General features: G+C 48.7%; 16 protein-coding genes and 1 riboswitch. Of the genes, 14 read left to right on the top strand and 2 right to left on the bottom strand.

Translation table 11 applies throughout. From position 1 onward, the window contains the following. Nucleotides 1-194: 194 nt before the first annotated feature. Nucleotides 195-398, top strand: a riboswitch (cobalamin riboswitch). A gap of 56 nt (nucleotides 399-454) precedes the next feature. The 12 genes from HMPREF3027_RS01700 to HMPREF3027_RS01645 all read left to right on the top strand — a co-directional run bounded on the left by HMPREF3027_RS01700 (nucleotide 455) and on the right by HMPREF3027_RS01645 (nucleotide 16,664). After that, complete coding sequence (locus HMPREF3027_RS01700) at nucleotides 455-1,402, top strand: sirohydrochlorin cobaltochelatase (RefSeq protein WP_070706505.1); 948 nt, start codon at nucleotides 455-457, stop codon at nucleotides 1,400-1,402. Continuing rightward, nucleotides 1,395-3,749, top strand: coding sequence for a TonB-dependent receptor (locus HMPREF3027_RS01695; RefSeq protein WP_070706503.1), 2,355 nt, complete (start codon nucleotides 1,395-1,397; stop codon nucleotides 3,747-3,749). The genes HMPREF3027_RS01700 and HMPREF3027_RS01695 overlap by 8 nt, the downstream gene beginning before the upstream one ends. 13 nt (nucleotides 3,750-3,762) lie before the next feature. Further along, complete coding sequence (locus HMPREF3027_RS01690; protein WP_070706501.1) at nucleotides 3,763-5,127, top strand: hypothetical protein; 1,365 nt, start codon at nucleotides 3,763-3,765, stop codon at nucleotides 5,125-5,127. Nucleotides 5,128-5,343: 216 nt separating this feature from the next. Then, on the top strand, nucleotides 5,344-6,744 hold the full coding sequence (gene cobJ, locus HMPREF3027_RS01685; RefSeq protein ID WP_070706499.1) for a precorrin-3B C(17)-methyltransferase: 1,401 nt from the start codon (nucleotides 5,344-5,346) through the stop codon (nucleotides 6,742-6,744). A gap of 12 nt (nucleotides 6,745-6,756) precedes the next feature. Next, complete coding sequence (cbiE, locus tag HMPREF3027_RS01680; protein WP_070706497.1) at nucleotides 6,757-7,941, top strand: precorrin-6y C5,15-methyltransferase (decarboxylating) subunit CbiE; 1,185 nt, start codon at nucleotides 6,757-6,759, stop codon at nucleotides 7,939-7,941. After that, nucleotides 7,941-9,749, top strand: coding sequence for a precorrin-4 C(11)-methyltransferase (gene cobM, locus HMPREF3027_RS01675; protein WP_070706511.1), 1,809 nt, complete (start codon nucleotides 7,941-7,943; stop codon nucleotides 9,747-9,749). Before cbiE ends, cobM begins: the two co-directional genes overlap by 1 nt. Beyond that, nucleotides 9,746-10,432 (top strand): precorrin-2 C(20)-methyltransferase, encoded by a 687-nt coding sequence (locus tag HMPREF3027_RS01670; RefSeq protein ID WP_070706495.1) that lies wholly within the window; start codon nucleotides 9,746-9,748, stop codon nucleotides 10,430-10,432. The genes cobM and HMPREF3027_RS01670 overlap by 4 nt, the downstream gene beginning before the upstream one ends. Next, the gene (locus HMPREF3027_RS01665) at nucleotides 10,429-11,547 is read left to right on the top strand and encodes an ABC transporter substrate-binding protein (protein ID WP_070706493.1); all 1,119 of its coding nucleotides are present in this window, start codon (nucleotides 10,429-10,431) and stop codon (nucleotides 11,545-11,547) included. The genes HMPREF3027_RS01670 and HMPREF3027_RS01665 overlap by 4 nt, the downstream gene beginning before the upstream one ends. An 11-nt stretch (nucleotides 11,548-11,558) precedes the next feature. Further along, nucleotides 11,559-12,599 (top strand): iron ABC transporter permease, encoded by a 1,041-nt coding sequence (locus HMPREF3027_RS01660; protein WP_070706491.1) that lies wholly within the window; start codon nucleotides 11,559-11,561, stop codon nucleotides 12,597-12,599. Next, nucleotides 12,599-13,585 carry an ABC transporter ATP-binding protein gene (locus HMPREF3027_RS01655; RefSeq protein ID WP_141756206.1) on the top strand — a complete coding sequence of 329 codons (987 nt, stop codon included), beginning with the start codon at nucleotides 12,599-12,601 and terminating at the stop codon, nucleotides 13,583-13,585. Before HMPREF3027_RS01660 ends, HMPREF3027_RS01655 begins: the two co-directional genes overlap by 1 nt. Next, nucleotides 13,582-15,369, top strand: coding sequence for a cobalt-precorrin-5B (C(1))-methyltransferase CbiD (gene cbiD, locus HMPREF3027_RS01650; protein ID WP_070706487.1), 1,788 nt, complete (start codon nucleotides 13,582-13,584; stop codon nucleotides 15,367-15,369). Before HMPREF3027_RS01655 ends, cbiD begins: the two co-directional genes overlap by 4 nt. Beyond that, nucleotides 15,366-16,664, top strand: a complete 1,299-nt coding sequence (locus HMPREF3027_RS01645) for a cobyrinic acid a,c-diamide synthase CobB (RefSeq protein ID WP_070706485.1) — start codon at nucleotides 15,366-15,368, stop codon at nucleotides 16,662-16,664. The genes cbiD and HMPREF3027_RS01645 overlap by 4 nt, the downstream gene beginning before the upstream one ends. A 1-nt stretch (nucleotide 16,665) precedes the next feature. Here HMPREF3027_RS01645 and HMPREF3027_RS01640 read toward each other — a convergent pair whose 3' ends face one another. Then, entirely contained in the window at nucleotides 16,666-17,136 is a 471-nt protein-coding gene (locus HMPREF3027_RS01640) for a PaaI family thioesterase (protein ID WP_070706483.1), read from the bottom strand. Between the two features lie 435 nt (nucleotides 17,137-17,571). On the opposite strand from HMPREF3027_RS01640, the gene HMPREF3027_RS01630 reads away from it, so the two are divergent. Then, nucleotides 17,572-22,497, top strand: a complete 4,926-nt coding sequence (locus HMPREF3027_RS01630) for a translocation/assembly module TamB domain-containing protein (protein ID WP_070706478.1) — start codon at nucleotides 17,572-17,574, stop codon at nucleotides 22,495-22,497. Further along, a complete protein-coding gene (locus HMPREF3027_RS01625) occupies nucleotides 22,481-24,784 on the top strand; it encodes a translocation and assembly module lipoprotein TamL (RefSeq protein WP_070706477.1) in 2,304 nt (767 codons plus the stop codon). The genes HMPREF3027_RS01630 and HMPREF3027_RS01625 overlap by 17 nt, the downstream gene beginning before the upstream one ends. On the opposite strand, the gene HMPREF3027_RS01620 is transcribed toward HMPREF3027_RS01625, so the two are convergent. Next, nucleotides 24,781-26,022, bottom strand: a complete 1,242-nt coding sequence (locus HMPREF3027_RS01620) for an ABC transporter permease (RefSeq protein ID WP_070706476.1) — start codon at nucleotides 26,020-26,022, stop codon at nucleotides 24,781-24,783. The genes HMPREF3027_RS01625 and HMPREF3027_RS01620 overlap by 4 nt on opposite strands.

Raw genomic sequence — 26,022 nt, 5'->3', positions numbered from 1 at the left:
ATTAACGGAGTCAACCTTTTTCAGGAAACCACAAACCCCATCTAGGTCTGACCCCCTCGGCCGGGGTCCTTACCCGTCCGACTTGTCCGACTCGTCCGACCTGTCCGACTTGTCCGATGAGGTACCCCTCCGCCACAGGCGCACATAAACCTTTCCCAATATTTGTTAAGCACCCTAAATATTACTACCTTTGTAGGTAGATAGACAGATATGGTGATAGACTATTCGACTCTTTAGATAGCCTATAAAAGGGAATCCAGTGAAAGTCTGGAGCAGTGCCCGCTACTGTGAGCTTTGAAATAAGCTTTGGATATTCGTATTTACCACTGCCTTATCAGGTGGGAAGGTATTCCAAAGTAAAGCAAGTCAGGAAACCTGCCATATCATAGTGTGTATTGTGGTGCTCCGGGGTGCAGAGTGCTGTTATATTGATGTCGGAAACCATTTCAGACTTATGAGGAAATTATTGCTAGGGACTATGGCAGTTCTTATCTCTATGCTATGCCATCAGCAGGTGAGTGCTCAAAACAAGGTGTTTATTGAGGACCCTCTATTTGAAAATTTACAGGAGGGCGATAAAGGGGCCATCTTAATCACCCACTTCGGTACCACACACGATGATACCAGAGCTGTGACACTTGATGCCATTAACAAGGCAGTTAAGGAGCGTCACCCCAATCTTGAGGTACGTGAAGCCTATACCTCTCGTATCATCATCAAACGACTAAAGGATAATAAGGGGATCATCAAACTCAATCCTACTGAGGCCCTACAACAACTACACAATGAAGGTTATACCCATGTACTAGTGATCTCCACTTCTATTACCAATGGTGTAGAGGTCACCTCGGTAATCCGTGAAGTAGCCCACCTACCCTTTAACTTTAAGAAGATAAGAGTGGCAACTCCGCTACTATTCCACGAAGCAGACTACGAAAAGCTAATCAAGCTTATCACGGCTGATAGCCAACCAGATATGGCAACTATTTGGGTAGGTCACGGCACCTACGATGTGGCTACTGCACAATACGCGATGCTGGACCACATGCTGATGTTAAGTGGGCACCCTAATGTGATCATCGGCTGCGTAGAGGGCTACCCTTACTACGAGCAAGCACTTCAAAGACTTAAAGCTACAGGATTAAAGAAGGTGGTACTTCGTCCTCTTATGATTGTGGCTGGGGAGCATGCCAAGGAGGATATCGCCGAGGATTGGAAGGAAAACTTAACCAAGGCGGGATTTGAGGTAGAACTAAGGCTCGAAGGACTAGGCGAACTACCTGAGCTACAACAGATCCTCAACGACAAAATAGACTTCTACTCTCAATATAGAAGATTGCTCATTGGTGAGAAGAAAAAAGTCTATGAGGTAACGGGTGAAAAGATGCACGCTGATGATTAATAGACTATTTCTTTCGCTTATCCTAGTTCTGACTGCTACCATAGCAACCGCTCAGACTTACCAGATAAATGGAAAGGTAGTGGATGAAAAAAATCATCCACTACCTTACGCAGTGATTGCCATAGAGGGTAAAGGCAATGTGGCAGCAGCCGATCAGACTGGTAGCTTCTCGCTCAACTTGAAGTCGGGCAGCTACCTACTCCGTGCCTCGCTACTTGGCTATAAAACCACTCACAAAAGGGTGAACCTCTCCAAGAATAGTTCCGTAACCATTCAATTAAAGGAGGATTATAAGCAACTAGGAGAGGTATTAGTGGTAGGTCCCGACTACAGCAAGCAGATGCAAGAGGGGGTCTACGCTGCCAAAAGCCTCAATGTCCGCCCATACGCCGCCTCCAACAACAGCTTAAATAACCTATTGGGACAGACCAGCGGGGTAAGGATTAGAGAGGAAGGAGGCATCGGCTCTAATTTCGACCTCACCTTGACGGGACTAAGTGGCAATGCGATTAGATACTTCATTGATGGGGTACCACTCACCTCACTAGGCAGTGGTACCAACATAGCCAATCTACCCATCAACATTGTGGATAGGGTGGAGATCTACAAAGGAGTGGTCCCTCCCGAACTAGGGCTAGATGCCCTTGGCGGTGCTGTCAACATCATCACCCGCAAGGAGAATAAGAACTATCTTGAGGCCTCCATCAACGGGGGTTCTTTCCACACTTATGGTGCTAACCTTAGTGGAGAATACAGGGTGAAAAGCAATGGCTTTACCGTCCGTGGTAATGGTAGTCTCACCTCTACTCGTAATAACTATATGATGCGTGGAGTGGATGTGTGGAATCCAGAGGCCAATGAATACCAAACGGGGGATTACCGAAGATTTCACGATGGCTACCGTTCTATCAACGGAGAAATACAAGCTGGATTCACTCAAACTAAATGGGCGGATGAAGCACTCATCGGTGTCTACTATGCCAATAGCAAGAGTGAGATTCAAACTGGTTTGAGCCAAAAACTGGTGATTGGTGATGCTGAGAGGTACCGAGATGCCCTTAGAGTTTCTCTCAACTATAGCAAGAGGAATTTATTGGTGAAGGGGTTGACGGCAAAACTATTTGCCTCTCATACTTTGGACCATGTCCTTTTTGCTGATACCACCTTTAGAAAGTACTTTTGGGATGGTTCGTTCTTGGAGTCCAATAGGAGTGAGATCACTCAACGCGGCAAAATGCTCCGGCATATTAAACGACCAACCACTGTGGTAAGGGGTAATCTGGCCTATCGGCTAACTAATGCGAGTACCCTCAACCTAAATTATACCCTAACCGCCAATCATAATAATAGGAGTGATAGCTATGATGAGGATTTTATCCCAACAAGTGACTTCTTAGCACGCCATATTATTGGACTTTCGTACAGTAGTTACTGGTGGGGCGATAGGATCAATTCCACTCTCTTTTTGAAGGATTATATCCTCCAATCTTCTATTGAGCAAGAGGATATGTATTGGATTACTGGAGTTCGTGATGTGGAGCGTAAAGTGGTTCGCAATAATATAGGGTATGGTTTGGGGGCACGTGTCACCTTTGCCAAAGAGATTTCGCTAAAACTCTCCTACGAAAATGCAACTCGGCTCCCTACGGCACGAGAGTTATTCGGTAATGGGGCTAGTATCTACCCCAATTTCAAGCTCAACCCTGAAAGAGCACACAACCTCAACCTTGCCCTCTATGGGGCTTGGAGAATTAATAGTAACCACTCTATCAACTACGAGGGGACCTTTTTCATGCGTGATGTAAAAGATTATATCCGAAGAGATATTATAGGTGAAGGATTAGGTACCTATAAAAATGTAGGGGCAGCACGAGTGTTTGGAGGTGAGATTGATCTCAAGTATCGATATAAAAATCTGATTGACTTGGGGGTGAATGCAACCTATGTTGATGAAAGGAATAGAAGCGAGAAGCTTCCCGATGGCCGAATAGATATTACCTATAATAACCGGATACCCAACAAACCCTTTTTCTACACCAATAGCTCGCTAGGGATTAATTTTCAGGAGCCTTTTGGTCTGAAGGAAAGTGACCTAAGGATTAATGCCTCGTATGGATATGTCCACTGGTTCTATCTTTCATGGGCGGCTCTTGGCTCTAAAAGCTCTAAGGCTATTATCCCCACCCAATCAACCACCGACATTGGTGCTACCTGGTCTTGGAATAAGGGCAAGCAGAAATTATCCATTAACTGCAATAATCTCTTTGATCAGATCAATTACGATAACTATATGCTTCAGAAGCCAGGACGCTCTCTCTTCTGTAAACTTACCACATTCTTTAATTAAACAGATAACTTAAATGAAACGCAAGTCAATTATCCAACTATTAGCCATCTTAGTGATCGCTTTAACCACAAGCTGTGGCAGCAACGATACCCCTAAAGGTAAAGATCCGAAGAAGCCTGATGTGCCAGAGCTACCAGAGCATCCAAAGGATCCTGAGAATCCAGAAAAGCCAGCTGAAAACCTCTATGATTTGTGGTTGGCGACTGGAGAAGGTACCTCCTCTACTGAGAAACAAGATGCACACGTAGTTAAGAAAATACCCACCTTGCTTGAAGGGGAATATGATATCATAGGGAAAGGTGCAGAAACGCTTAAATCTGGTATCACTCCTTTTGTCATCTATCACAAGGGCTATTACTATAGTATTAGCCGTCCTGCAGATGGGAACAACTTTGGTAAGTATAAGATTACTGATGCTGGAGTAGAAATTATCAAAGTATTCCCAATGCCAGAACTCTCAGACCGACGGTTTGCACATGAATGGCTAGATGACAATACACTTGTGCTTATAGGTGCACCCGACAGCAAAGATAAAAGAGCACCTAAAAAGCATAAAATGAATTGGGTTAAGATCAATACTGAGAGTATGGAAGTCATAGCTAAAGGTACACTTGACTTCCCAGAATTAGGCAAGATAGCAGAGGACGAAATATTCTCTTCCTGTGGGCTATTGGCATACCGAAAGGCTGATAACAAGTTGCTTTTCAACTTCAGGCATGAGGATAAGAAAAAGCCTAAAATGGGTCTGGATAGCCACAAAGCATTCTTTACCGCTACGATTAATCCCGACAATATGGCAGTGGAGCATATCTACAAGGAGAAGCGTGTAGATCGTCCAGGATCAGTATCTTTTGGGTCACTCAGACAGCAGAATGGCTTCTTTATGCCAAATGGAGACTACTATATGCTATGTAATACGGTAAGAGATGATGCCACTTCATCTACGAAGCAGCATGGACACATCTTGCGTATTAAAGCCGGGGAGTTTAGAATTGACCCCAACTATAAACTTGACATCTTTGATGAGAATAAGATTCTGACTATTCACCACATGAGAGGAACCAAAGTGCTTGCTTACTTGGAGAGTCCTAAAAATAAAGCTGACAAAAATAGTTGGAAAGTACCTAGAAGATTTATTTGGGCGGTGATAGACTTAACCCCAGGAGGTGATCAGTACCGTATCAAGGAGATTCCAACAAGCCAAGGTGGTACTTACTCAGAACTTATCGTTGTAGAAGAAGACTACGCCCTTCTTGGTATCAGCGATGACACTCAGACTAAATTCTATAAGTATGAATTTGCGACAGAAAAGGTGACTGAGGCAGCCAAACTGAAGCCCGGTTTCTTTGCAGATCGTATCATAAAACTAGATAGATAATTAGATATCAATGACCTCACCCCACCACCTACCGAACCAATTAGGTAGTGGTGGGGTTTTGTTGATATAGGAAAGAGTTTTGTTTGGTACCTAAAACATTTTTGTTTGATACCTAAAACATTTTGCTTTGATACGAGAAACCCTTAGCTTTGTTAAGTGAGGGCAAAAGTATAGATAGTTGTTTAATTGATAGAGTTTAATTGATAAATAAATGTGATGGGAAAGATATATGTGATTGGAATAGGTCCGGGTAGTGAGCGCGACCTGACCATTGGGGCAAGGGATATTTTAGGCAAGGTGGATGTAGTGGTTGGCTACAAGTACTACTTCCAGTTTGTCTCGCACTACCTCCGACCTGATACAGAGTGTGTAGATACAGGAATGCGTCAGGAGACGGCAAGAGCTAGAGAGGCGTTTAGGTTTGCCGATGAAGGTAAGGAGGTGGCTGTGATTAGTTCTGGAGATGCTGGCATTTACGGTATGGCTCCCCTTATCTATGAGATGGCGGAGGAGCTGAAGAGTGCTATTGAGATTGAGGTACTCCCAGGCATTTCAGCCTTTCAGACGGCGGCCTCTATATTGGGGGCTCCCATTGGTCACGACTTCTGTATCATCTCGCTTTCCGATCTTATGACGCCGTGGGCAAAGATTGAGCGAAGAATCATCGCTGCTGCCGAGGCGGACTTTATCACAGCGATTTATAATCCTAAGAGTGTCAAGCGGTACTGGCAGATTGAGCGACTACGCGAACTATTCTTGAAAGAGCGGGACGCTAATACTCCTGTGGGCATTGTTCGCCAAGCTGGCCGTGAGGATCAAGAGGTGACCTACACTACTCTTGCAGAATTTGATGCAGAGCAGATTGATATGTTTACCATGGTGATCATTGGAAATAGCCAGACATTTACGACCCGCAATCGCATGATTACGCCTCGTGGATACTATCGTGAAAAAGCGGATAAAGATACCAAGCTAGGTCAGCAAATTATGATCGAGAGCTTCCGAACGATAGAGTCTCAGCTCAAGAACCCTGAGATTCCGCTGGATCATAAGTGGGCTCTACTCCACGCGATTCATACCACTGCCGACTTTGAAATGGAGCAGATATTCTACTCCGATCCCGATGCTGTGAAGAGACTGCATGAGGCGTGTGTTTCAGGGAAAATCAAGACCATTATTACTGATGTTACGATGGTCACCTCTGGTATTCGCAAAGGGGCTCTTCAAAGATTGGGCATTGAGGCTAAGTGCTACCTCTCAGACCCTCGTACCAAGGAGATGTCGGATCGTCTAGGTATCACCCGTACTCAGGCAGGTATTCGTCTGGCAGTGGCAGAGCACCCCGATGCCCTCTTTGCCTTTGGTAATGCACCAACAGCCCTACTAGAATTGGCCAGCTTAATCCGAAAAGGAGAGGCAAAGCCTATGGGTATCATTGCGGCTCCAGTTGGGTTCGTACACGTTTGCGAGTCGAAGCATGCGGTGAAACCTTTCCGTAATATTCCTAAGTTGATTATTGACGGCCGTAAAGGAGGTAGCAATCTTGCTGCAACACTGTGCAATGCGATTCTCACCTTTGATGATGCAGAGGCACTAAGACCAGGTCGCGACGTATAACCTCTTCCTCCTATGAAGATTACGATAATAGGCATAGACGACAATCGAGAGCAGTTTTTCCGCCCTGAAGTGCTCAAGGTGCTTCAGGAGGGATACCACTTCTCAGGCGGAAAGCGACACTACGAGATTATCAAACCTTACCTTCCGAGCAAACACGAATGGATAGAGGTGGTACCTCCTATGGGAGCGTTGATGGAGCAGTATCGCCAATTTGATGATTTGGTGGTCATTGCCTCATGCGACCCACTATTCAATGGAATTGGGGAGACCATTATGAGGCATATTCCTGAGGCGACGGTAAAGGTTTACCCTAGTTTTCACTCCCTACAAATGCTGGCTCACCGTGCCCTATTGCCTTACCAGAGTATGCACGAAGTAACCCTTACGGGGCGTCCTTGGCATGAGTTTGATAGAGCTCTTATCCAAAGAGAATCGATGATCGGATTGCTATTGGATCGCAAAGAGCATACTCCTGCTACGGTGGCTCAGCGGATGCTCGACTATGGGTACGACAATTACAAGGCATACGTAGGCGAACTGCTAGGTAATCAGGAGGAGGAACGGGTGAGTGAACTGTCGCTCTCAGAGGTGGCGGAGAGGGAGTTTAGCTATCCCTACAATATGATATTGGTGGAGACAAGTCCTAGGCAGAAGTACTTTGGGATACCGGATGAGGCATTTCACCTCCTCAATGGTCGGGCTAAGATGTTGACTAAGAGCCCCATTAGATTACTCTCTCTTTCTATGCTTGAGCTGAATAATCGCCACGTCTTTTGGGATATCGGTAGTTGTACCGGTTCGGTCTCCATTGAAGCGAAGCTGCAATTTCCACACCTTAGAATGGTAGCTTTTGAGATCCGACCTGAAGGGGAGGAGCTACTTTCCTCCAATAGCAAGAAGTTTGGCACTCCAGGCATCGACTTTAGAGGAGGGGACTTTTGCGAGGTTGAGACGGATGATTTACCTAAGCCAGATTGTGCCTTTATCGGAGGTCATGGTGGAAAACTGGTGGAGATCGTAGGTAAGGTTTGGCCGTTATTGCCAGAGAAGGGTCTCTTGGTCTTTAACTCAGTTTCGCAGGAGAGTCAAGATCTATTCAGAGTAGCCATTGAGAAGGTATCTGGCACCATCATAAAAGAGGTGGAGATCGCTATCGATAATAACAACCCGATAAGGGTGATGAAAGCAATAAAATGATGAATCAAAATATAGGCATTATTATCCTCTCTGAGGTAGCGAAGGAGAAAGCGCTCCAACTACATTCAGAATTGGGAGGAAAGCTCTATAGCACTAGGGAGCTTGAGGGCTTTGAGAAGATTGTGGACCTTCAGGAAGAAACGGGGCGGGTAATGGCGGAGCACGACCTAGTCGTCTTCTTCTCTGCAATGGGAATTTGCGTCCGGAGCATCGCTCCTTATCTCAAGGATAAACATACCGACCCAGCCATTATATGTATTGACACCACTGGCAAATATGTCATTTCAGTGGCATCGGGGCACATTGGTGGAGCAAATGAATGGGCTAGCCGAATTGCCTCAATACTAGGGGCGGAACCCATCATCACTACCCAAAGTGACCGACAAGGGCTTTGGGCACTTGATACGCTTCCTAGACAGTTTGGCTGGAAATTGGAAACGGTAGGAGCGACCCTCAATGAGGCAATCACCAAGTTTGTAGACGGCGTTCCAACCGCTCTTTTGCTAGATATGCGATGCGACTACCTAGAGCGTACGAAGCCCAGCTATGTAGATGTCTACTACCATCTAGAAGACTTGGATATCTCTAAGTATCAACTGCTAATTGCGGTGACGCCAAGCGTGCTCTCTGACCTCAATATTCCTCAAGTTTTATACCGACCTCAGGTACTACATCTAGGTATTGGGTGCCGTCACAAAGCCAATCCTGAGGGGGTCAGCGATTACATCCTCCAACAACTCCATACGGCAGGTTTCTCGGAGCTCTCCATAGCGAGCATCAATAGCATTGAGCTAAAAAGAGGCGAACCAATTATTGAGGGACTTGGGGAGAAACTGGGGATAGTGCCACAATACTACTCAGCTGATCAACTCGAGGAGATAGAGGTGCCCAACCCTTCCAATAAAGTCAATGAGGTAACCTCCTCGCCCAGTGTATCTGAAGCAGCGGCTCTTCTTGCATCAAATGGCGGAGTATTGGTTATTGAGAAACAAAAAGGAAAACTATCGGAGGGAAACGACTTCACTTTTGCCCTAGCCATTGATGCCAATGCCCTACCCCACGGCCATATAGAGATTGTGGGGGCAGGTCCTGGCGATCCAGAGCTTATTTCAGTGCGAGGAAAGCACTTCCTACAGCAAGCCGATTTAATCCTCTATGCAGGTAGTCTGGTGCCAATTGAACTCACCTATTACGCTAAACCAGGTGCTACAGTTCGGAGCTCTGCCGACATGAATTTGGAGGAGCAATTTGCCCTTATGAAGGAGTTTTACGACCGCCACTGCCTGATTGTACGTCTGCATACGGGTGACCCTTGCATCTATGGTGCCATTCAGGAGCAGATGGCACTCTTCGACGAAGCAGGTATGAGCTATCACATCACCCCTGGTATCTCATCATTCCTCGCAGCGGCAGCAGAATTGAGGTCTCAATTCACCATTCCGGAGAAGGTGCAAAGCATCATCCTCACCCGTGGAGAAGGGCGAACTCCTATGCCAGAGAAGGAGCAACTCCACAAGTTGGCTGCCTCTCAAAGCACTATGTGCATCTACCTCAGTGCCACTTTGGCAGAAAAGGTGCAAAGCGAATTGCTGGTACACTACCCACCTGAGACGCCCGTAGCAGTTTGCCACAAACTCACGTGGAAAGAGCAAAAGATCATTAGAGGAGAGCTACAACACCTGGCACAAATCATTCGGGACAATAAGTTGACACTCACCACGCTAATAGTAGTGGGTGAGGCGATTGATAATCGCCAAGGCCTGTCCAAACTCTACAATGATTCATTCAAACATCTATTCCGAAAATGAGTTCGATTAAAATCATATCTCTAGGGAGTGGAGCCCCTGATAATATCACACTAAGAGCCTTTACTGCGTTAAAAGAGAGTGATATTATCTTTGCTCCTAGTGGGGAAGCTGTGAGAGTGCTAGAGCGTCTGAAGCCGCTTGAGGATCTTCTCCTAAAAGTAGAGCAGTTTGATATCCCGATGAAAAAAGATCCAAGTTTGGCTACAGGGGTGTACGACAAAGTCACTCAAAGGCTTTATGATCTTTATAAGGAGGAGCAACAGGTTTCTCTCGTCACTATTGGTGATGCCGGCATTTACTCATCTGCCTTTAAGATCGTCGCAGAGCTTACCAAACGTGGTGCAAAAGTGGAGGTGATACCAGGCGTCCCATCATTCGTCGCTGGTATGGCACAAGCTATGGTACCTCTTGTAGAGCAAGGGCAAAACCTCACACTCCTCTCCCAAATCAACACTCCCTCCGATGTGCTCACTCCTCTTGCCAATGGTTCGGTTGTTGCCATCATGAAGTTATCCCTTTACCAAGAGAGCATCAAAGAGTTGCTCCGCCAAGGGAACTACCCATTTACCTATATGGAGTGGCTTGGAGATGAGAAGCAATTCCTCACCTCGGATCTGGAAAGCTTTCTCTCTCGCACTTGCCCCTATTTTTCAATCATTGTCATAAAACCTCAAAGCGTATGAAGCGTATTCTCATCTTATTATTCGCTATGATAGCTCTTTGGTCTTGCAAAGAGGATCAAAGCAACCAGAGCGAACAGCTCGAATCAGTAGATTATATCAAGTATGCCAAAGGATTGAACATCCAAAAAGGGGAGGGCTACACCTTGGTAGATATGACTGATCCTGCCAATGAAAACGAACAGATTTGGAAGTATGCCTTAGTTCCAAGAGGCACGCAACCCAAAGGAATCCCCAATGATTATGTAGTGATTGAGACGCCAGTGAGGCGTGCAATTGTTATGACTACTCTCCAACTCTCCAACTTTATCAAGCTCGATGCAATCGACAAAGTGGTGGGAATGCCGAGCACCCGCTTTCTTTTCAACGAACAGATGAAAGCACAATTGGCAGATGGTCGTAGCAAACGCATTGGCATTGAAGGGAACTTTGATACCGAACTCATTATGGCGATCCAGCCTGATATCATCCTAGTTTCCCCCTTTAAGCGAGGGGGCTATGATGTGCTACAAACGCTCGGCACTCCATTAGTGACTTTTCTTGGATATAAGGAGCTAACCCCTCTTGGGCAAGCTGAATGGATCAAGTTTATTGCCCTACTCCTTGACGATGAAGAGCGTGCGGAGACGATATTCAGTGGCATAGAGGAGCGATACAACGCCCTAAAAGCTTTAATTCCAGAGGTTATTGAACGACCAAAGGTACTGAGTGGAGAGCTCCACGGTGGCAACTGGTACGTAGTGGGTGGAGAAAGTTATCTTGCCCATCAGTTCACCGATGCCGGGGCAGAATACTTCATGATGGACAATGAAGAGTCGGGTGGCTTCTACGTGGACTTCGAAACCGTTTACGCACAAGGCGCCAATGCCGACTTTTGGAGAATTCTCAATAGCTATCCAGACAAATATAGCTACGAGGTACTTGATAAGACAGATAGCCGCTACCGAGACTTCAAGGCATTTAAGGATAAGAAAGTGGTCTACTGCAATCTCTCCGAGCGTCCCTTCTACGAGCTATCGCCCGTAGAGCCAGATGTGGTATTGGCCGACCTTATCAAGGCCTTTCACCCACAATTGCTTCCAGATCACCAGCCTGTTTTCTATGACGTATTGAAGTAATCCCTATCCGTATGGCTACCAAACGCAATGTCATTCTCTTTGTACTGGGCATCTTCACCATACTCCTCTTTTTCCTACTCAATCTAGCCCTAGGTACCATTCCGATACCCACGCTAGATGTCTTCCGCATACTGATTGGGAAAGAGACTACTGGGGGTGAGATCTGGAATAATATTATATGGAAAAGTCGGTTCCCGCAAACTATCACTGCCTTCATTGCTGGTGCTGCACTCTCTATCAGTGGACTGCAGATGCAAACCGTATTCCGCAATCCTCTTGCAGGTCCTTCAGAGTTAGGTATTAGTTCCGGAGCGAGCCTAGGAGTAGCTACCTTGATACTCCTCTCGGGAAGTATCAGCCAAAAAGCCCTTACTCGCATGGGCTTTATAGGAGAAATGGCCGTATCCATTGCAGCGATCATAGGGGCAATGGCAGTGATGGTGCTGATCATTCTCATCTCCAAAAAGGTACGAGGCAATGCCATTCTACTGATTATGGGCGTCATGATCGGCTATATTGCCAATGCCATCATCGGAGTACTCAAGTTCTTCAGCAACGATGAAGATGTCCGTAGCTACGTCATCTGGGGTCTTGGTAGCTTCTCCAAGCTGAGTGGAGATCAAGTCTACACCTTCGTCATCATCATGCTCATCTTGATTCCCCTCTCATTCCTGCTCATTAAGCCACTCAACCTACTCCTCCTAGGCGAAAACTACGCCCGCAACTTAGGTCTCAACTACACCAAGGCCCGCAACGTGATCATCTTCTGCTCCTGCGTCCTTACCGCCATTGTCACCGCCTATTGCGGTCCGATCGTCTTTCTAGGCATGGCAGTGCCTCACCTTTGTCGCACCCTATTCTCCACCTCCAATCACATCATTTTGGTGCCCGCGGTGACCGTGGTAGGGGCTTCGCTTTCACTACTGTGCAACCTCATCGCTCGCATGCCAGGCTTCGAAGGGGCACTCCCCATCAACTCCGTCACCGCCTTGATCGGTGCCCCAATAGTGATATCCGTCTTATTTGATCGCAGAAGAACTGAGATAATATGATGAAGACCATTGCACTTAGGGACTTGTCCATTGGGTACAAGCAGAAAAATGGGGAGAAGGTTGTTGCCAAGCACCTCACCGCCTCAGTCAATGCAGGTGAATTAACCTGCCTCCTCGGTTCCAACGGAGTGGGAAAATCTACCCTACTCCGCACCATTGCCCGCTTCCAGCCCAAGCTAGCGGGAGAGGTATTGGTGCAAGATAAAGATATCAACCAGTACAAAGAGAGCGAACTATCCAAAGTAGTCGGCGTAGTACTCACTGAAAAGGTAGATGCCAATAACATGACCGTCCGTGAGCTCGTAGCCCTCGGGAGAAGCCCTTATACAGGCTTCTGGGGTCGCCTTGCCTCTCAAGACCGCCAAGCTGTAGATCTAGCCATTCAGCAGGTGCGTATTGAGAAACTGCGAGACCGCATGGTACACAGTCTTAGCGATGGAGAGCGCCAAAAGACCATGATCGCCAAAGCATTGGCTCAAGAGACCCCCATCATCATCTTAGACGAACCTACCGCCTTCCTCGACTTCCCTTCCAAAGTAGATATGATGCAACTGCTGCACCGTCTCTCTCGAGAGTTGAATAAAACCATATTCCTCTCCACTCACGACCTGGAGCTCGCCCTCCAAATTGCAGATAAAATATGGCTGATGGACGACGAGCGTCACCTCCATATCGGCACCCCTGAGGATCTAGCCCTCTCCGGAGTGCTCAGTCGTTTCTTCGAACAAAAAGAGATCATTTTCGACCAAACTACTGGACTATTTCGGATCGAAAATGATTACGATAGACGCATTAAAGTAATCGGTCACGGCCACCTCTTCTCCATGGTTCGCAAAGCACTACTCCGCAACCGCATCTTAGCAGATCGCGAGACAGAGACCCCCACCTACATCGATACCAGCGGAAGGAAGATAGTACTGCACCGCCCCGATACACCTCCGATAGCCATTGATTCCATCGAAGAGCTCCTCCAAAGACTACTATGAAACTATTAATCTTAGGCGGAACCACCGAAGGTCGTAGGTGTGTAGAGGTGTGCGAAGAGGCAGGAGTACCATTTTACTACTCTACTTTTGGCAACTCCCAAGAGATCACACTACACAATGGGATCCATATTACTGGAGGCAAAGACAAGGAGGAGCTTCAGGCCTTTTGCCAAGAGCATAGCGTAGGGCTCATCATCGATGCCGCCCACCCTTTTGCCACCAATCTACACAGCAATGTGGGTGCCTTGCACCTACCTGTGATTAGATACGAAAGGGAGTTTCCTACCATTCCAGAGGAGGTGCAGCAGGTTTCCACTTTTGAGGAAGCCATCGCCCGACTTCTCCAAGCAAAGCCTACCAAGGTACTCGCACTCACCGGTGTGAATAGCATCGCAAAGCTACAGAGCTACTGGCAAGAGCACGAGACCTATTTCAGGGTGATGCCGATTGCCGAAACCGAGAAGACCATTGAGCGGACAGGTATTCCTCGTTCCAAGATCATTTACTACGATCAAGAGCTGAGCGATGAAGCGTTATTCCGCACCTTACAGCCCAACCTGATCATTGTGAAGGAGAGTGGTACCACTAGTGGCTTTACCGAAAAAGTCTCTACTGCGCTCTCCTTAGGCATATCTGTAATCGCTATTACTCGCCCTTCCCTTGGTTATACCCCCAATCTCACCGTCACCGGAAAGATAGGGCTCAGGCGAGGGATAGAGCAGTTGCTCCCAGAGTTCTTTTCCCAAAAGATTGGCTTCACCACAGGCACCACCGCCACCGCTGCCACCAAAGCAGCCCTTGTAGCCCTCCTAGAGGAGATTGAGCTCTCCACGGTCGAGGTCACCCTTCCCGATGGAGAAATCATCCCCTTCCCCATTCAATCGGTCACCGTCAAGGGCAACGAAGCCACCGCAGTAGCGATAAAGTACTCAGGCGATGACCCCGACGTCACCAATGGTGCTGAAATCTGTGCCACGGTAGCTCTCCACAAAGGGAAAGAGGGGGTGGAGTTTAAGCAAGGCATCGGCGTAGGCAGAGTGACCCTTCCTGGGCTAGGACTAGAGATCGGTGGTCCCGCTATCAATCAGACGCCACGGAGAATGATCACCTCCCTTTGCGAGGAGATGCTCGACCTCACCCAAGTAGGCGTAGAGGTGACCATCTTCGTACCCCAAGGCGAGTCGATTGCCAAGAACACCTTCAACCCACGCCTCGGGATTGTCGATGGTATCTCCATTATCGGCACTACAGGAGTGGTTCGTCCCTACTCCAACGATACCTGGATCGCCTCCATACGGCGAGAGATGGAGGTCTCCAAAGCGGTAGGTGTCGAGCACCTGGTGCTCAATTCTGGTGGTAGGTCCGAGAAGTACCTCAAAGCAAGGTTTCCCCACCTACCCCCCAACGCCTTTATACAGTATGGCAATTTCATTGGCGAGACCCTTACTTTTGCTCATCAGCTCTCCTTCCCCACCATTACCCTCGGCATCATGCTGGGGAAAGCGGTCAAGCTAGCTGCAGGCGAACTCGATACCCACAGTCATAAAGTAACGATGGATAAGGAGTTTCTCAAGCAGGTACTAACAGAATCTAGAGAGGAAGTTGATATCAGCGGGATCACTTTAGCACGAGAAATATGGCAATTAATACCCAACAAAGCATCCAAATTCTACCAGTTCATCATCCAGCATTGTTATGAGGTGTGCCAGCCCATTGTGCCACACGCCTCCTTAGAGATACTACTGATTGATGACACTGGCAACTTTATCTCTCAAAAACTATGAAACCATCCGCCTTTATTATTGCAGCCCCCACCTCGGATAGTGGCAAGAGTACCATCACCATCGGTCTCCTTAGAGCACTTAGTCGACAAGGATACCGTGTCCAGCCCTTCAAGTGTGGGCCCGACTATATCGATCCCAAGCTACATAAGAATGCATCGGGAGTCGATTCCGTGAACCTTGACCTCTTTATGCAGAGCGAAGAGAGTGTCCAAACTCTTTTCCGAAGCTATCAAGCCCCTAGCGACGTAGCTGTTGTGGAGGGGGTGATGGGGCTTTTCGATGGCTATGATCGGGACCGGGGCTCCACCGCACACCTGGCAGAGGTACTGGGTCTGCCGATCGTGCTCGTCCTCACACCCAAGTCGATGGCCTACAGCGTCGCCCCCCTCCTATATGGCATCAAGCACTTCCGGCCAGAGCTCAATATACTAGGCGTGATCTTCAATAAGGTCAATTCCCCAAAGCACCTAGCCTATCTACGTGACGCAGCTGATGATGTAGGGGTAAAGGTACTTGGCTCTATCCCTACGGATAAAACGCTCACCCTCCCCAGCCGTCACTTAGGATTGATTACCGACGACCCAGAGGCACTAGAGGCACACGCCAATCAGGCCGCCAACCTTGTAGAAGCACATATCGACCTCACTCAATTGCTTGCTGATTCTCAATATCAGTCTATCTCAACAATATCAACTATAGGGAGTAATGCACCTAAAGGCACCAAGAAAATAGCGGTGGCTCGCGACGAAGCTTTCAACTTCATCTATACCGAAAATATTCGGATGCTGGAGCAGTTCGGTACGATCACTTATTTTAGTCCTATCCACGATAGCCAACTCCCCGAGTGCGACCTGCTCTACCTGCCAGGAGGGTACCCCGAGCTCTACGCCGAGCAACTCTCTCAGAATAGTGCGATGATTCAACAAATCAAAGCCTATGCCGAGCGCCAAGCCCCGCTCATCGCTGAGTGTGGGGGGATGCTCTACCTCTCCCGGAGCCTCATCACCGCAGAGGAAAAGGAGTACCCAATGGTAGGTCTCTTTAATCATAGTGCTACGATGGAAGGAGCCCGACTCACCATCGGCTACCGACAGCTGGAGCTCTTTGGCGTACCGCTCAAAGGACACGAATTTCATTACTCTCATCTCACCGCTACCGACGAAGGGGTCGCCAACCAACTCAATGCTACAGGTGAACCAGTCAATACGCTACTTTTCCAGCACGGAAAAGTGATCGCCACCTATACCCACCTCACCTTCACAGCCCCCTTCCTCAGTCGCCTCCTAGAGCAATAGCTCATCGGAGTAGGACAGAGACCATTCTGCCCTCCACTCTAAGCTGATGCTCTGCCCAGAGCTCAAGATGCATCACCACCTTACGGTCGGTGACCTCTTGAATAGTAGCACGAAGCTCAAGAGGAGACCCCATTGGTGTTGGGGCAAGAAAATCGAGCCCAAGGTGGGCCGTTACATACCTCAAACTAGGTTGTGACGCCATATCTCTACCAAAGTATCGGCACCCAGCAGCTGCGGCAGTTCCATTACCGTGGCAATCGAGGAGGGCGGCAATCAGTCCACCATAAACATTCTGCGGATAGCCACCAGTAGCATACTTAGGTGGCGTATAATGGGCTATAGCAGTGTCACTAGCAGGATCGTTATCCAGCCAGTAACTCTTCAGATGAAGTCCATGCTCATTAAGCCTTCCACAGCCATAACAATGGCTAAACTCCTCTGTATAATAATCTTGAAACGCTTTCATATCCATTCTCTCTTTACAGGTGAACGATATTTGTATCTCTACTCCAAGGGGCGTGGTATTACCAAAGGCCCCCTATTTACGACTGTTCTCTTATAGCAAAGATACTTACAGTTTGAGTACCTAGCCACCTTATTGTAGAATGTTGATGGGGTTACGCATTAGAAAGGTCTTATCGCTAGACATCCATAAGAGTATCAATGGGTAATTACCTCCTCGCACAGGTCCTTTCGATCTATCAGTTCTTTTGACGAGTATAAGTCGAGGATGAGATGACGGACCTTTCTGATGTCAAACCCCATAAGTATCGGTTTGAGTGGTAGGTAGGTATGGATAATAATGAGTAAATTTGCAGAGTGAGCGATGGGCGATAGGGAGGAGAGGAGAGTGTCCATTAGTTCAATTTATACGAGACATACACATTATATAGATAGCGTACCTACGATGAAGCGAACCGAGGAAAGGGAGTCACAATCCACCCAGCTGTCCACTGTAGCGACCAGCACCGAAGCCTCTTCGGCAGAGACCACTCTGTCCAATAACGAGGGCGGTGATGAACCACAGGGAGCGGACGGGGAGGAACCTTCGCCTAAGGCCTATAGAAGCTGGTGGCGGCGAGGGCTACGGTGGCTTGGCATCGGTATAGCTACGGTGTTTGCAATACTCATACTAGGTACGGCACTCCTCTACCTACCTGTGGTGCAGGGGTGGCTCTTGGGTTTGGTTCGGACCGAGGTAGCAGAGCGCGCTGGCATTGCGCTGGAGTGGGAGCGTGTGGGGGTAGCCTTTCCACTGAAGCTGCGACTGGAAGAGGTTCGGGCTACAGAGATCGCAAGTGGGGATGAACTGGGGTCGGTAGGTTTGCTCACCGCGGATGTACGATTGCTCCCTCTATTGCGTGGTGGGCGCCTGCCGATTGGTGGGGTGGTACTGGAACGAGGACGGGCTCGCTTTTCTCTCAGTAATGATTCGATCCAAGTAGCAGGGGCCATTGGTCGGCTCGCTTTGGATCACATTGATCTAGACCTCTCAATGGAACGAATAGAGGCGGGAAATCTGGGGCTTTACGATACCGACCTTTACCTTACAATCATCACGGCTGGGGATTCGGTCAAGGAACCGGAGAAAGATCCTTCCCACTTACTGGTAGAGCTCTCTCGTGGGGAGCTACGCAATGTGGCGGCCTATATCACCCTTCTCTCCCCACCTACCATCTCAGACACCCTCCCCACCCCCTTCCCCCTTCCCCTTGATTCGCTCACTCCGATGCGGATTAATAGCTACATCACGAGGGGCGATCTGCGGGGTGTGCAGGTAGATCTTGGGAGCGGTCGATATGGTGCGGCGACGGTAGATCTAGCGGCAGGTTTGACTGCTTTGGGCGACAGCAGTGCCTTTGCACAGCCTTCGCCTTTGCCCCTACCATGGTATGCCGAGCTAAAGGGGCATGAGGTATGGTATGGCGGTGTAGAGGAGCTACGGGGTGAGCTGGAGCATCTACACTATGCGGTAGGCGATGGAGTGGTGCTGCAGGAGGGGCGGCTCTCGCTACGAAAGGAGGGGGAGCGACTAGTAGCCAAGGGGCTGGAGCTATCGGTGGGGGAGACCCACTTAAAGGGTTCGGCTTCATTACCGTTTAGGGGCTGGCTACCAGATAGTGTGGGGGTGGCAGATCTCCGACTGGAGGGGGTGCTTTCCCCAAAGGATGTTGGTCGCTTTGTGGGGGAACGCCTGGCAAGGGTCTCTAAGCCACTGGAGGTGTCACTAGAGGCGAATGGGACAATGGAAGATCAGCTCACCTATGCCCTTCGTATGAAAGGGGAAGAGGTAGCGGAGCTCTCGCTGAAGGGGGTGGCAAAGCAACCGCTTGCAGAGGGTCGAAAGGTGGATGCCACGCTGGAGCTACAGACGGGACGTGATCTACGGGAGTGGTTGCTCACGCTAATGGAAGGTAAAGAAGGGAAAAAGGTGCCTAGCTGGGATATTCCAGAGGGGGTGCAGCTACGAGGATCAGCACGCTACTCAGCAGAGGAGATGGGGGCAGATCTACAGCTACGACAGGCAGCGGATATGGGAGGAGGCGACCTCACTCTCCATGCCTTTTACCACCCACGGCGGGAGGAATATTTTGCCGACCTTAGGGTACGAGATCTAGCACTACAGCCTTTTTTGCCGAATGATACGATCGGCCCCCTTTCGGCAACGATTAATCTAGAGGGGCGTGGTACAGACCCCTTTGACCAGCATGCGAGAGGGATCCTCTACGTGGATGTGGATAGTGTAAGCTACCGTGGCTATCGCCTACAACAAATGACGCTCCTCTCACAGCTCAAGGATCATCAGCTCTTTGCGGCACTCAGTACGGATAGTGAGGGACTTCGGCTGGCGGCACAGTCAGATATCATGATGCGGAGAGATAGTCTCTCGGGGAGTATTAATATATTGGTGGATACGGTGATTCCCTCGGCGATCGGGGTGGATCTACCGATCTTGCAATCGGGTAAGCTGGAGCTAAGGAGTAATGTGATGAGTGATCTGAAGCAACGGTACCAACTGGAGGGAGAAATCGAAAACTTTGTGCTGGTGACGGATAAGGGAACAATCTACCCTAAGAATACTTATCTCACACTCCACACATCGGAGAGAGATCTAGGGGCTGAGGTGGCTTCGGGTGATCTCTCGCTCCACTTTGCAGCTAAGAATGGTTTGAATGACTTTACTACTCGCCTACAAAAGGTGATGGAGGAAGCACAGAAGTCGCTCGCCGACTCAGTGGGGCAGGTAAATATGGCACCGTGGATACACTATTACCCAGATATGGAGCTGCGATTTGAGATGGGCCGTGACAACCTCTTGAGGGCCTACCTTGATGAGCACCGCATAGGGGCTACATCGGTGTCGCTGGACCTGCAGACAGTAGCAGGGGAGGGACTCTCGGGACTGGGAGTGGTGAGCCATTTTCAGTCGGATACATTTAGGATCGATAATATCGACTTGGTGCTGCGGCAGGACTCGGCTTTCTTTACGGCGATGGGGACGGTACACAAGGAGCCATTCCTCAATCAACCGGCGTTTGATATGATTCTCTCGCTCTCATCTAATGTACACCGCAGTGAGGCGTATATCAATTGGCTGGATTCGAAACAGGAACCATTTGTCCAGATGGGTCTGGAGCTAATGAATAGACCGAATGGTGACCTGACGCTTGGATTCACCCCCGATCCGGTGGTGCTCGCCTACAATAGATTTGAGGTGGTGGGTGAGGACTTCGTGACGCTGCCTAAAGAGGATCGCAACAAGATCCTTGCACAGCTGGAGCTGGCGACGGCGGAGGGGACTTGGATCAAGATACATGACCTGCCCGATGAGCGGGGTCACTTGCTGAGAGCAACGATCAGCGACCTTCGCCTTGCCGACCTAGGTGCGGTGCCTTGGGTGCCTGACCTCTCGGGCCGACTGAATGCGACGGTGGATTGGCTACAGCTACCGAAGGGGGGCAGTGAGATGAAGGGGGTGCTGAAGGCGGAGAATCTATTTTACCAAAAGAGGGAGATCGGGCAAGTGGAGGCTTCGGGTAATATGGAGGACGGTACGTCGGGGAGCCATCTATCTGGTGAGGTGGCTCTAGGGGGGAAGTCGGTGCTATGGGCTGAGGCCTTTGCGCCGAAGAGCTCATCAAAGGAGGCTAAGGAGGCTCTGAGGTACCACCTAACGGTGAAGGAGCTACCGCTGGAGAGGAGTAATCCTTTTCTCCCCGCAAAGTATGCTAAGCTGAAGGGGCGGATGAGCGGAAGTGTGAGCAACTATGCTCTAGGAGAGAATATTGAGCGTGCTAAGGTGGTGCCACTGAGTGGACAGATCACCTTTGAGGAGGCTAGTCTCTATACCCCTTTTGCCAATGAAACTTATCACCTGGATTCGAAACCAATACGAGTGGTGGACGGGCGCATTTTGCTAGAAGAGTATGCCCTCAGCGCTAATACGGGCAGGCTCACCACTCAAGGATATGTATCGGTGGCAAATGGGCTGAAGAGTGACCTCCGTATAGTGGGTAGGGATATGATGCTTCTGGACTCTGATGCGACGAGTGAGACGCTCCTCTATGGCAAGGTGAATACTGATGCGGATCTAAGGATCAAGGGGCCACTGAGTGCCTTTAAGCTCTCGGGTTCGCTCTCGATTAAGGGGGATACGGATGTCACTTATCAATCGCAGACAGGGGAGCTACAGAGCAGAGCTGGGTACAAGGGGTTGGTGACATTTACCGACTTTTCGGATACGCTCTTTGTGAAGCAAAAAAGCACGGTGGATAGCCTTTCTCTCGGTGGTATGGATATCAAACTGGCTCTCCACATAGACCCTGCCGCTAAGGTGAATGCTATTCTGACGACTGATGGTAATAATAAGGTGGCGCTCCAAGGGGGTGGTGACTTTAATCTCTCTATTCCACCGTATGGGGCGATGACGCTGAATGGGGCGTACAATATCCATGAGGGGGATATCCACTTGTACGTATCACCACTAAAGCGGAAGTTTAAGGTACAGCAGGGGAGTAAGGTAACGTGGAATGGGCTACTAATGGAGCCAGACATTGATGTGAAGGCGACGGCTAGGATACGCAGTAATGTATCGCTAGCAGGGGAGCCGGATAGACAGGTGGACTTTGACGTGCATGTGATCGCGGAGGATAGGCTGGACAACCTGAAACTGCGATTTGAAATGGAGGCACCGCAAGACCTGACGATCCGAAATATGCTGGCACGCCTGAGTCCTGAGGAGCAGAATAGGCAATCAATAATGCTTTTGGCTTCGGGGCACTACTTTGGCGGTGGGGGTTCTTCGAATACCAAGGGATTTAATGTGAATGGGGCACTCACTTCGTTCCTGGCTAGTCAGATTAATTCGCTCGCTGGGGAGGCGCTTGATGCCGAGATCAATCTAGGTATTACCGACGGTACAAATGCGTATGGTGTGGGGACTAACTACTCGTACAGCATTACTAAGCGCCTCTTTAACAACCGAATCAGCGTGCAGGTGGGCGGTAAGATGGTGACGGGTGCTGCGGCAACTGGATTGCAGCAGACGTTTATAGATAATATGTCGCTGGACTATCAGCTGGATCAAGCGGGGACGCACTATCTGAGGCTTTTCCACAATAAAAACTATGAAAATCTCCTGGATGGTGAGGTGATTGAGACGGGAATTGGCTATGTAATCCGGAGGAAGATGAATAAGCTGAATGAGCTATTTAAGTTCTCCAACCCACTGAAATCTAATGCCCCTACGCCTAGAGCTATATGGGAGATAAAAGCTTTGCCAAGAAGGGAGGAGGTGACGACAAATGATAAAGAGGATGAAGGGAATAAATAAATGGTGTGGGCTTTGGCTCTCTCTGCTACTGCTGGGGGGCTGCTCGGTAGCTAAGTATATCCCCGAAGGGGAGCAGTTTTATGCTGGCGTGGGGAAAATTGAGTATGCCGATAAGGGGACAGGCTTTTCGGACAATAGTAAATTAGCACGCAATGAGCTGGAGAGTGTGCTTAACTATAAGCCAAATAATAGTTTGCTAGGGTCGGCAAAGCATCGATTGCCCTTTTCATATCCTTTTTTCTTTGATAAGTACTATGCTCACTCCAATAATTTCTTTGGGAGGTGGCTCTATAAGACTTTTGGGGAGAAGCCGATTCTCCTCTCGGAGGTGAACCCTGAGCTGAGGGCGTCTGTGGCGGAGCAGGTGCTGAGGGAGTATGGCTATTTCCACAGCTCAGTAACACCTGAGGTTACGATCGTGGGCAAGGACTCAATTAGTGCCAGGCCAAGCTACCACATTGCGATGGGAGCACCGCACGTGCTGGATAGTATCAACTATCAATTGGAAGCTCTGCCTCTGCAAGAACTGGATTCGCTGGTACATTCAAAACGGGGATTTCTACACCGTGGGGAACCTTTTGGAGTGCTGGCTTTGGAGAATGAGCGGACTAGGATCAGCAACTTCCTAAGGGATCGGGGGTATTACTTTTTTCAACCCAATCATATCGTCTATGAGGCGGATACGGTACAGGTGCCTAGAAAGGTGCAGCTGAGGGTGTTGCTTTCGGAAAAGATGCTCCCCGAGGCGTACCGTCCGTGGCATATCGGCTCTATTACCTATGAGGTGCGGGATGGGCAGAATAGTGCCCTCACGGATAGTTTGATGGTGGAGGGGGTGCTATTTAAGTACCATAAAAGGTCGCCGGTGAAGTTTTCATCGCTCTTGCCACGCATAGGATTTGAGTCGGGGACTCTCTATAATCAGGAGAGCCAGATCAAGACGCTCCGCTCTATGGCGGATCTGAATGCTTTTGCCTATACCGATGTGGCTTTTAACCGTTCTTCAAATGATAGCATTAATAATGCGCTTGATATTATTATTACTTCGCAACTGGATAAGCCCTATAGCACGGAGCTGGAGGGGGTTTTTAGGTTTAAGAGTAATAATCAGGTGGGGCCGGGGCTCAACTTTTCGGTCAATAGGAAGAATATATTTAGGGGCGGTGAAATGCTCACGGTGACGGCGAGAGGGAGCTATGAATGGGAGACGAAGCACAATACGAAGGGGAGAAGCTGGGACATTAATAGCTATGAACTAGGGGTCACGACGTCGCTCACTTTTCCAAGGCTATTGCTGCCGGTGTTGAATCACGAACCGCTTTCGTTTCCGGCTTCTACGCTGATTTCACTGAATGGTACGTTTCTGAACCGTGCCCGCTTCTACAAACAGGCACAATTTGGAGCTGACCTCACATATCGGCTCGAACCGAATGCCAATATGCGGCATTCTATCACGCCCCTAAGCCTGAGTTACAATCACCTTCTCTCTAAGACGGAGCGTTTTGAAGAGGTGATCGCAAAGAATCCGATCATTGGGCTCTCTTTTAGGAATCAATTTATTCCGCAGGCTAATTATCTCTTTGGTTATGAATTGAAGGGAAGGCATGGATTTAGCATCCAGACTTATATTGCTGAGGCGGGAAATGTGCTTTCGCTTTTCTATAAGGGGAAGAAGCGAGAGGGCACGGAACCTTATAAGTTTCTGGGTGCCCCTTTTGCGCAATTTGTGAAGGGTACGCTGGAGCTGCGATACAACTACAAGTTTAGCCCAAAACTCCAATTGGCCAGTCGAGCTTATGCTGGTGCGGTCTACAGCTATGGAAATATGACGGTGGCGCCCTACTCTGAGCAGTTTTATGCGGGTGGAGCTAATAGTATCAGAGGATTTAATGTGCGTACGCTAGGACCAGGAGGATATAATCCAGCGATGGAGGATCCGCTGAGTTTTATGGATCGCACGGGGGATATTCGTTTTGAGACGAACCTAGAGATACGGTACAAGGTATTTGGGGCGATTGAACTGGCGACTTTTATTGATGCCGGTAATATTTGGCTGATGAGGGAGGATGCAAATAGACCTAATGGACAGCTGACCAAAGAGTATTTCCTAAACGATATCGCACTGGGAACGGGACTAGGAGTGAGGTATGACCTTGATTTCTTGGTATTGCGTCTGGATATCGGAATAGGTCTTCATAAGCCCACAAGAAGGGTGGAGAAGTATTTCAATACCTTCGAAAATGGCTTCCCAACGGTATTTCACCTAGCTATCGGCTACCCTTTCTAATCGAAGCGGAGGGTGCGGGAAGGGTTGATGCCACCGATGATGCGGGTGGGAAGAAGCACGAAAAGAAAGACAACGATAAATACCGCCAAATTGGTTACGAGAAGTACCCACCAATCAATACTGATGGGGACGTAGCTCATGTAGTACTGGCTAGAATCAAGGGAAATCACTCTAAAGTGCTTCTGTAGGAAGGCGAGTGCCAAGGCAATCGCATTGGCGTACAATATTCCCCTCAGGAGGATATGGCTCGCCATAATCCAAAATATCTTCTGCAGTGATCGGTTACGTTGACCCAATGCTTTGAGGGTGGCAATAGCTCTGACTCTTTCAAGGATCAGTACCACAACTCCTGTAACAATGGTCATGGCAGCCACCGCAATCATTAGGATAAGGATGAGTAGCACATTGGCATCCAAAAGGTTGAGCCAGCCAAAATAGTTGTAGTTCAGCTCCTCTACGGTAAACATAGCATACCGCTCTCCATATTTCTCACTACGGTCGGCAAGTAAGTCAAAAAGAAGGTCGTAGAGTTGGCTTGCCCCACTCCTTGATTTTAGAGTAACGGTAAGCCCCCCCACCTGATGCTCGCTCCAATCATTGACACTCTGAAGGTCGGAAAGGGAGGTGAGTGCCAGGGAATAATCAAAGGTATCGAAACCGGTCTCAATCAGCCCTACAATATGATACTTTCGCACTTTGGTGCGGTCGCCATTGCTGTAGTATGCAAGGAAATCATCGCCCACATTAAGGCCTAAAAACTGTGCTACTTTATTGGAAAGTAGCAACTCCCCTTGCTTGTGCAAGTCTGGGAGCCTTCCCGCCACAAGGTACTCTTCGTAAAACGCTTGGTCGTACCCTTCGCTCATTCCGTGCATCATCACAGCACGGAATGAGGAGTCTACTTTTACCAAGGCCATCTGGTCAATAAAGGCCTCTACCCTAGCCTCAGGAAAGGTGCTCTGACTAGTTCTCTCTATCTCGGTAAGTAGGTCCTCACTAATAGTGAGGGGCAGGGCGTAGGCATCATAATTATTATCGGGATTGGAGATCCGAATAGTGCCGACAAAGTTATTGAGCTTCTTTTCTATCTCTTGTTTGAAACCTCGTACTACGAAAAGAGACAGCAGTATCAATGAGACACCCAATGAGATACCTATGGACGATATTCGCACTGCAGGCCGGTATTTCCCGCTCTCCGAAAATAGAAACTTCTCGGCAAGAGTACGCTCTAGCTCCAT

The organism is Porphyromonas sp. HMSC077F02 (assembly GCF_001815465.1).
Taxonomy (GTDB): Bacteria; Bacteroidota; Bacteroidia; order Bacteroidales; family Porphyromonadaceae; genus Porphyromonas_A; species Porphyromonas_A somerae.
The sequence above is the reverse complement of the archived record's forward strand: the minus strand, read 5'-3'. Positions and strand labels throughout refer to the sequence as shown.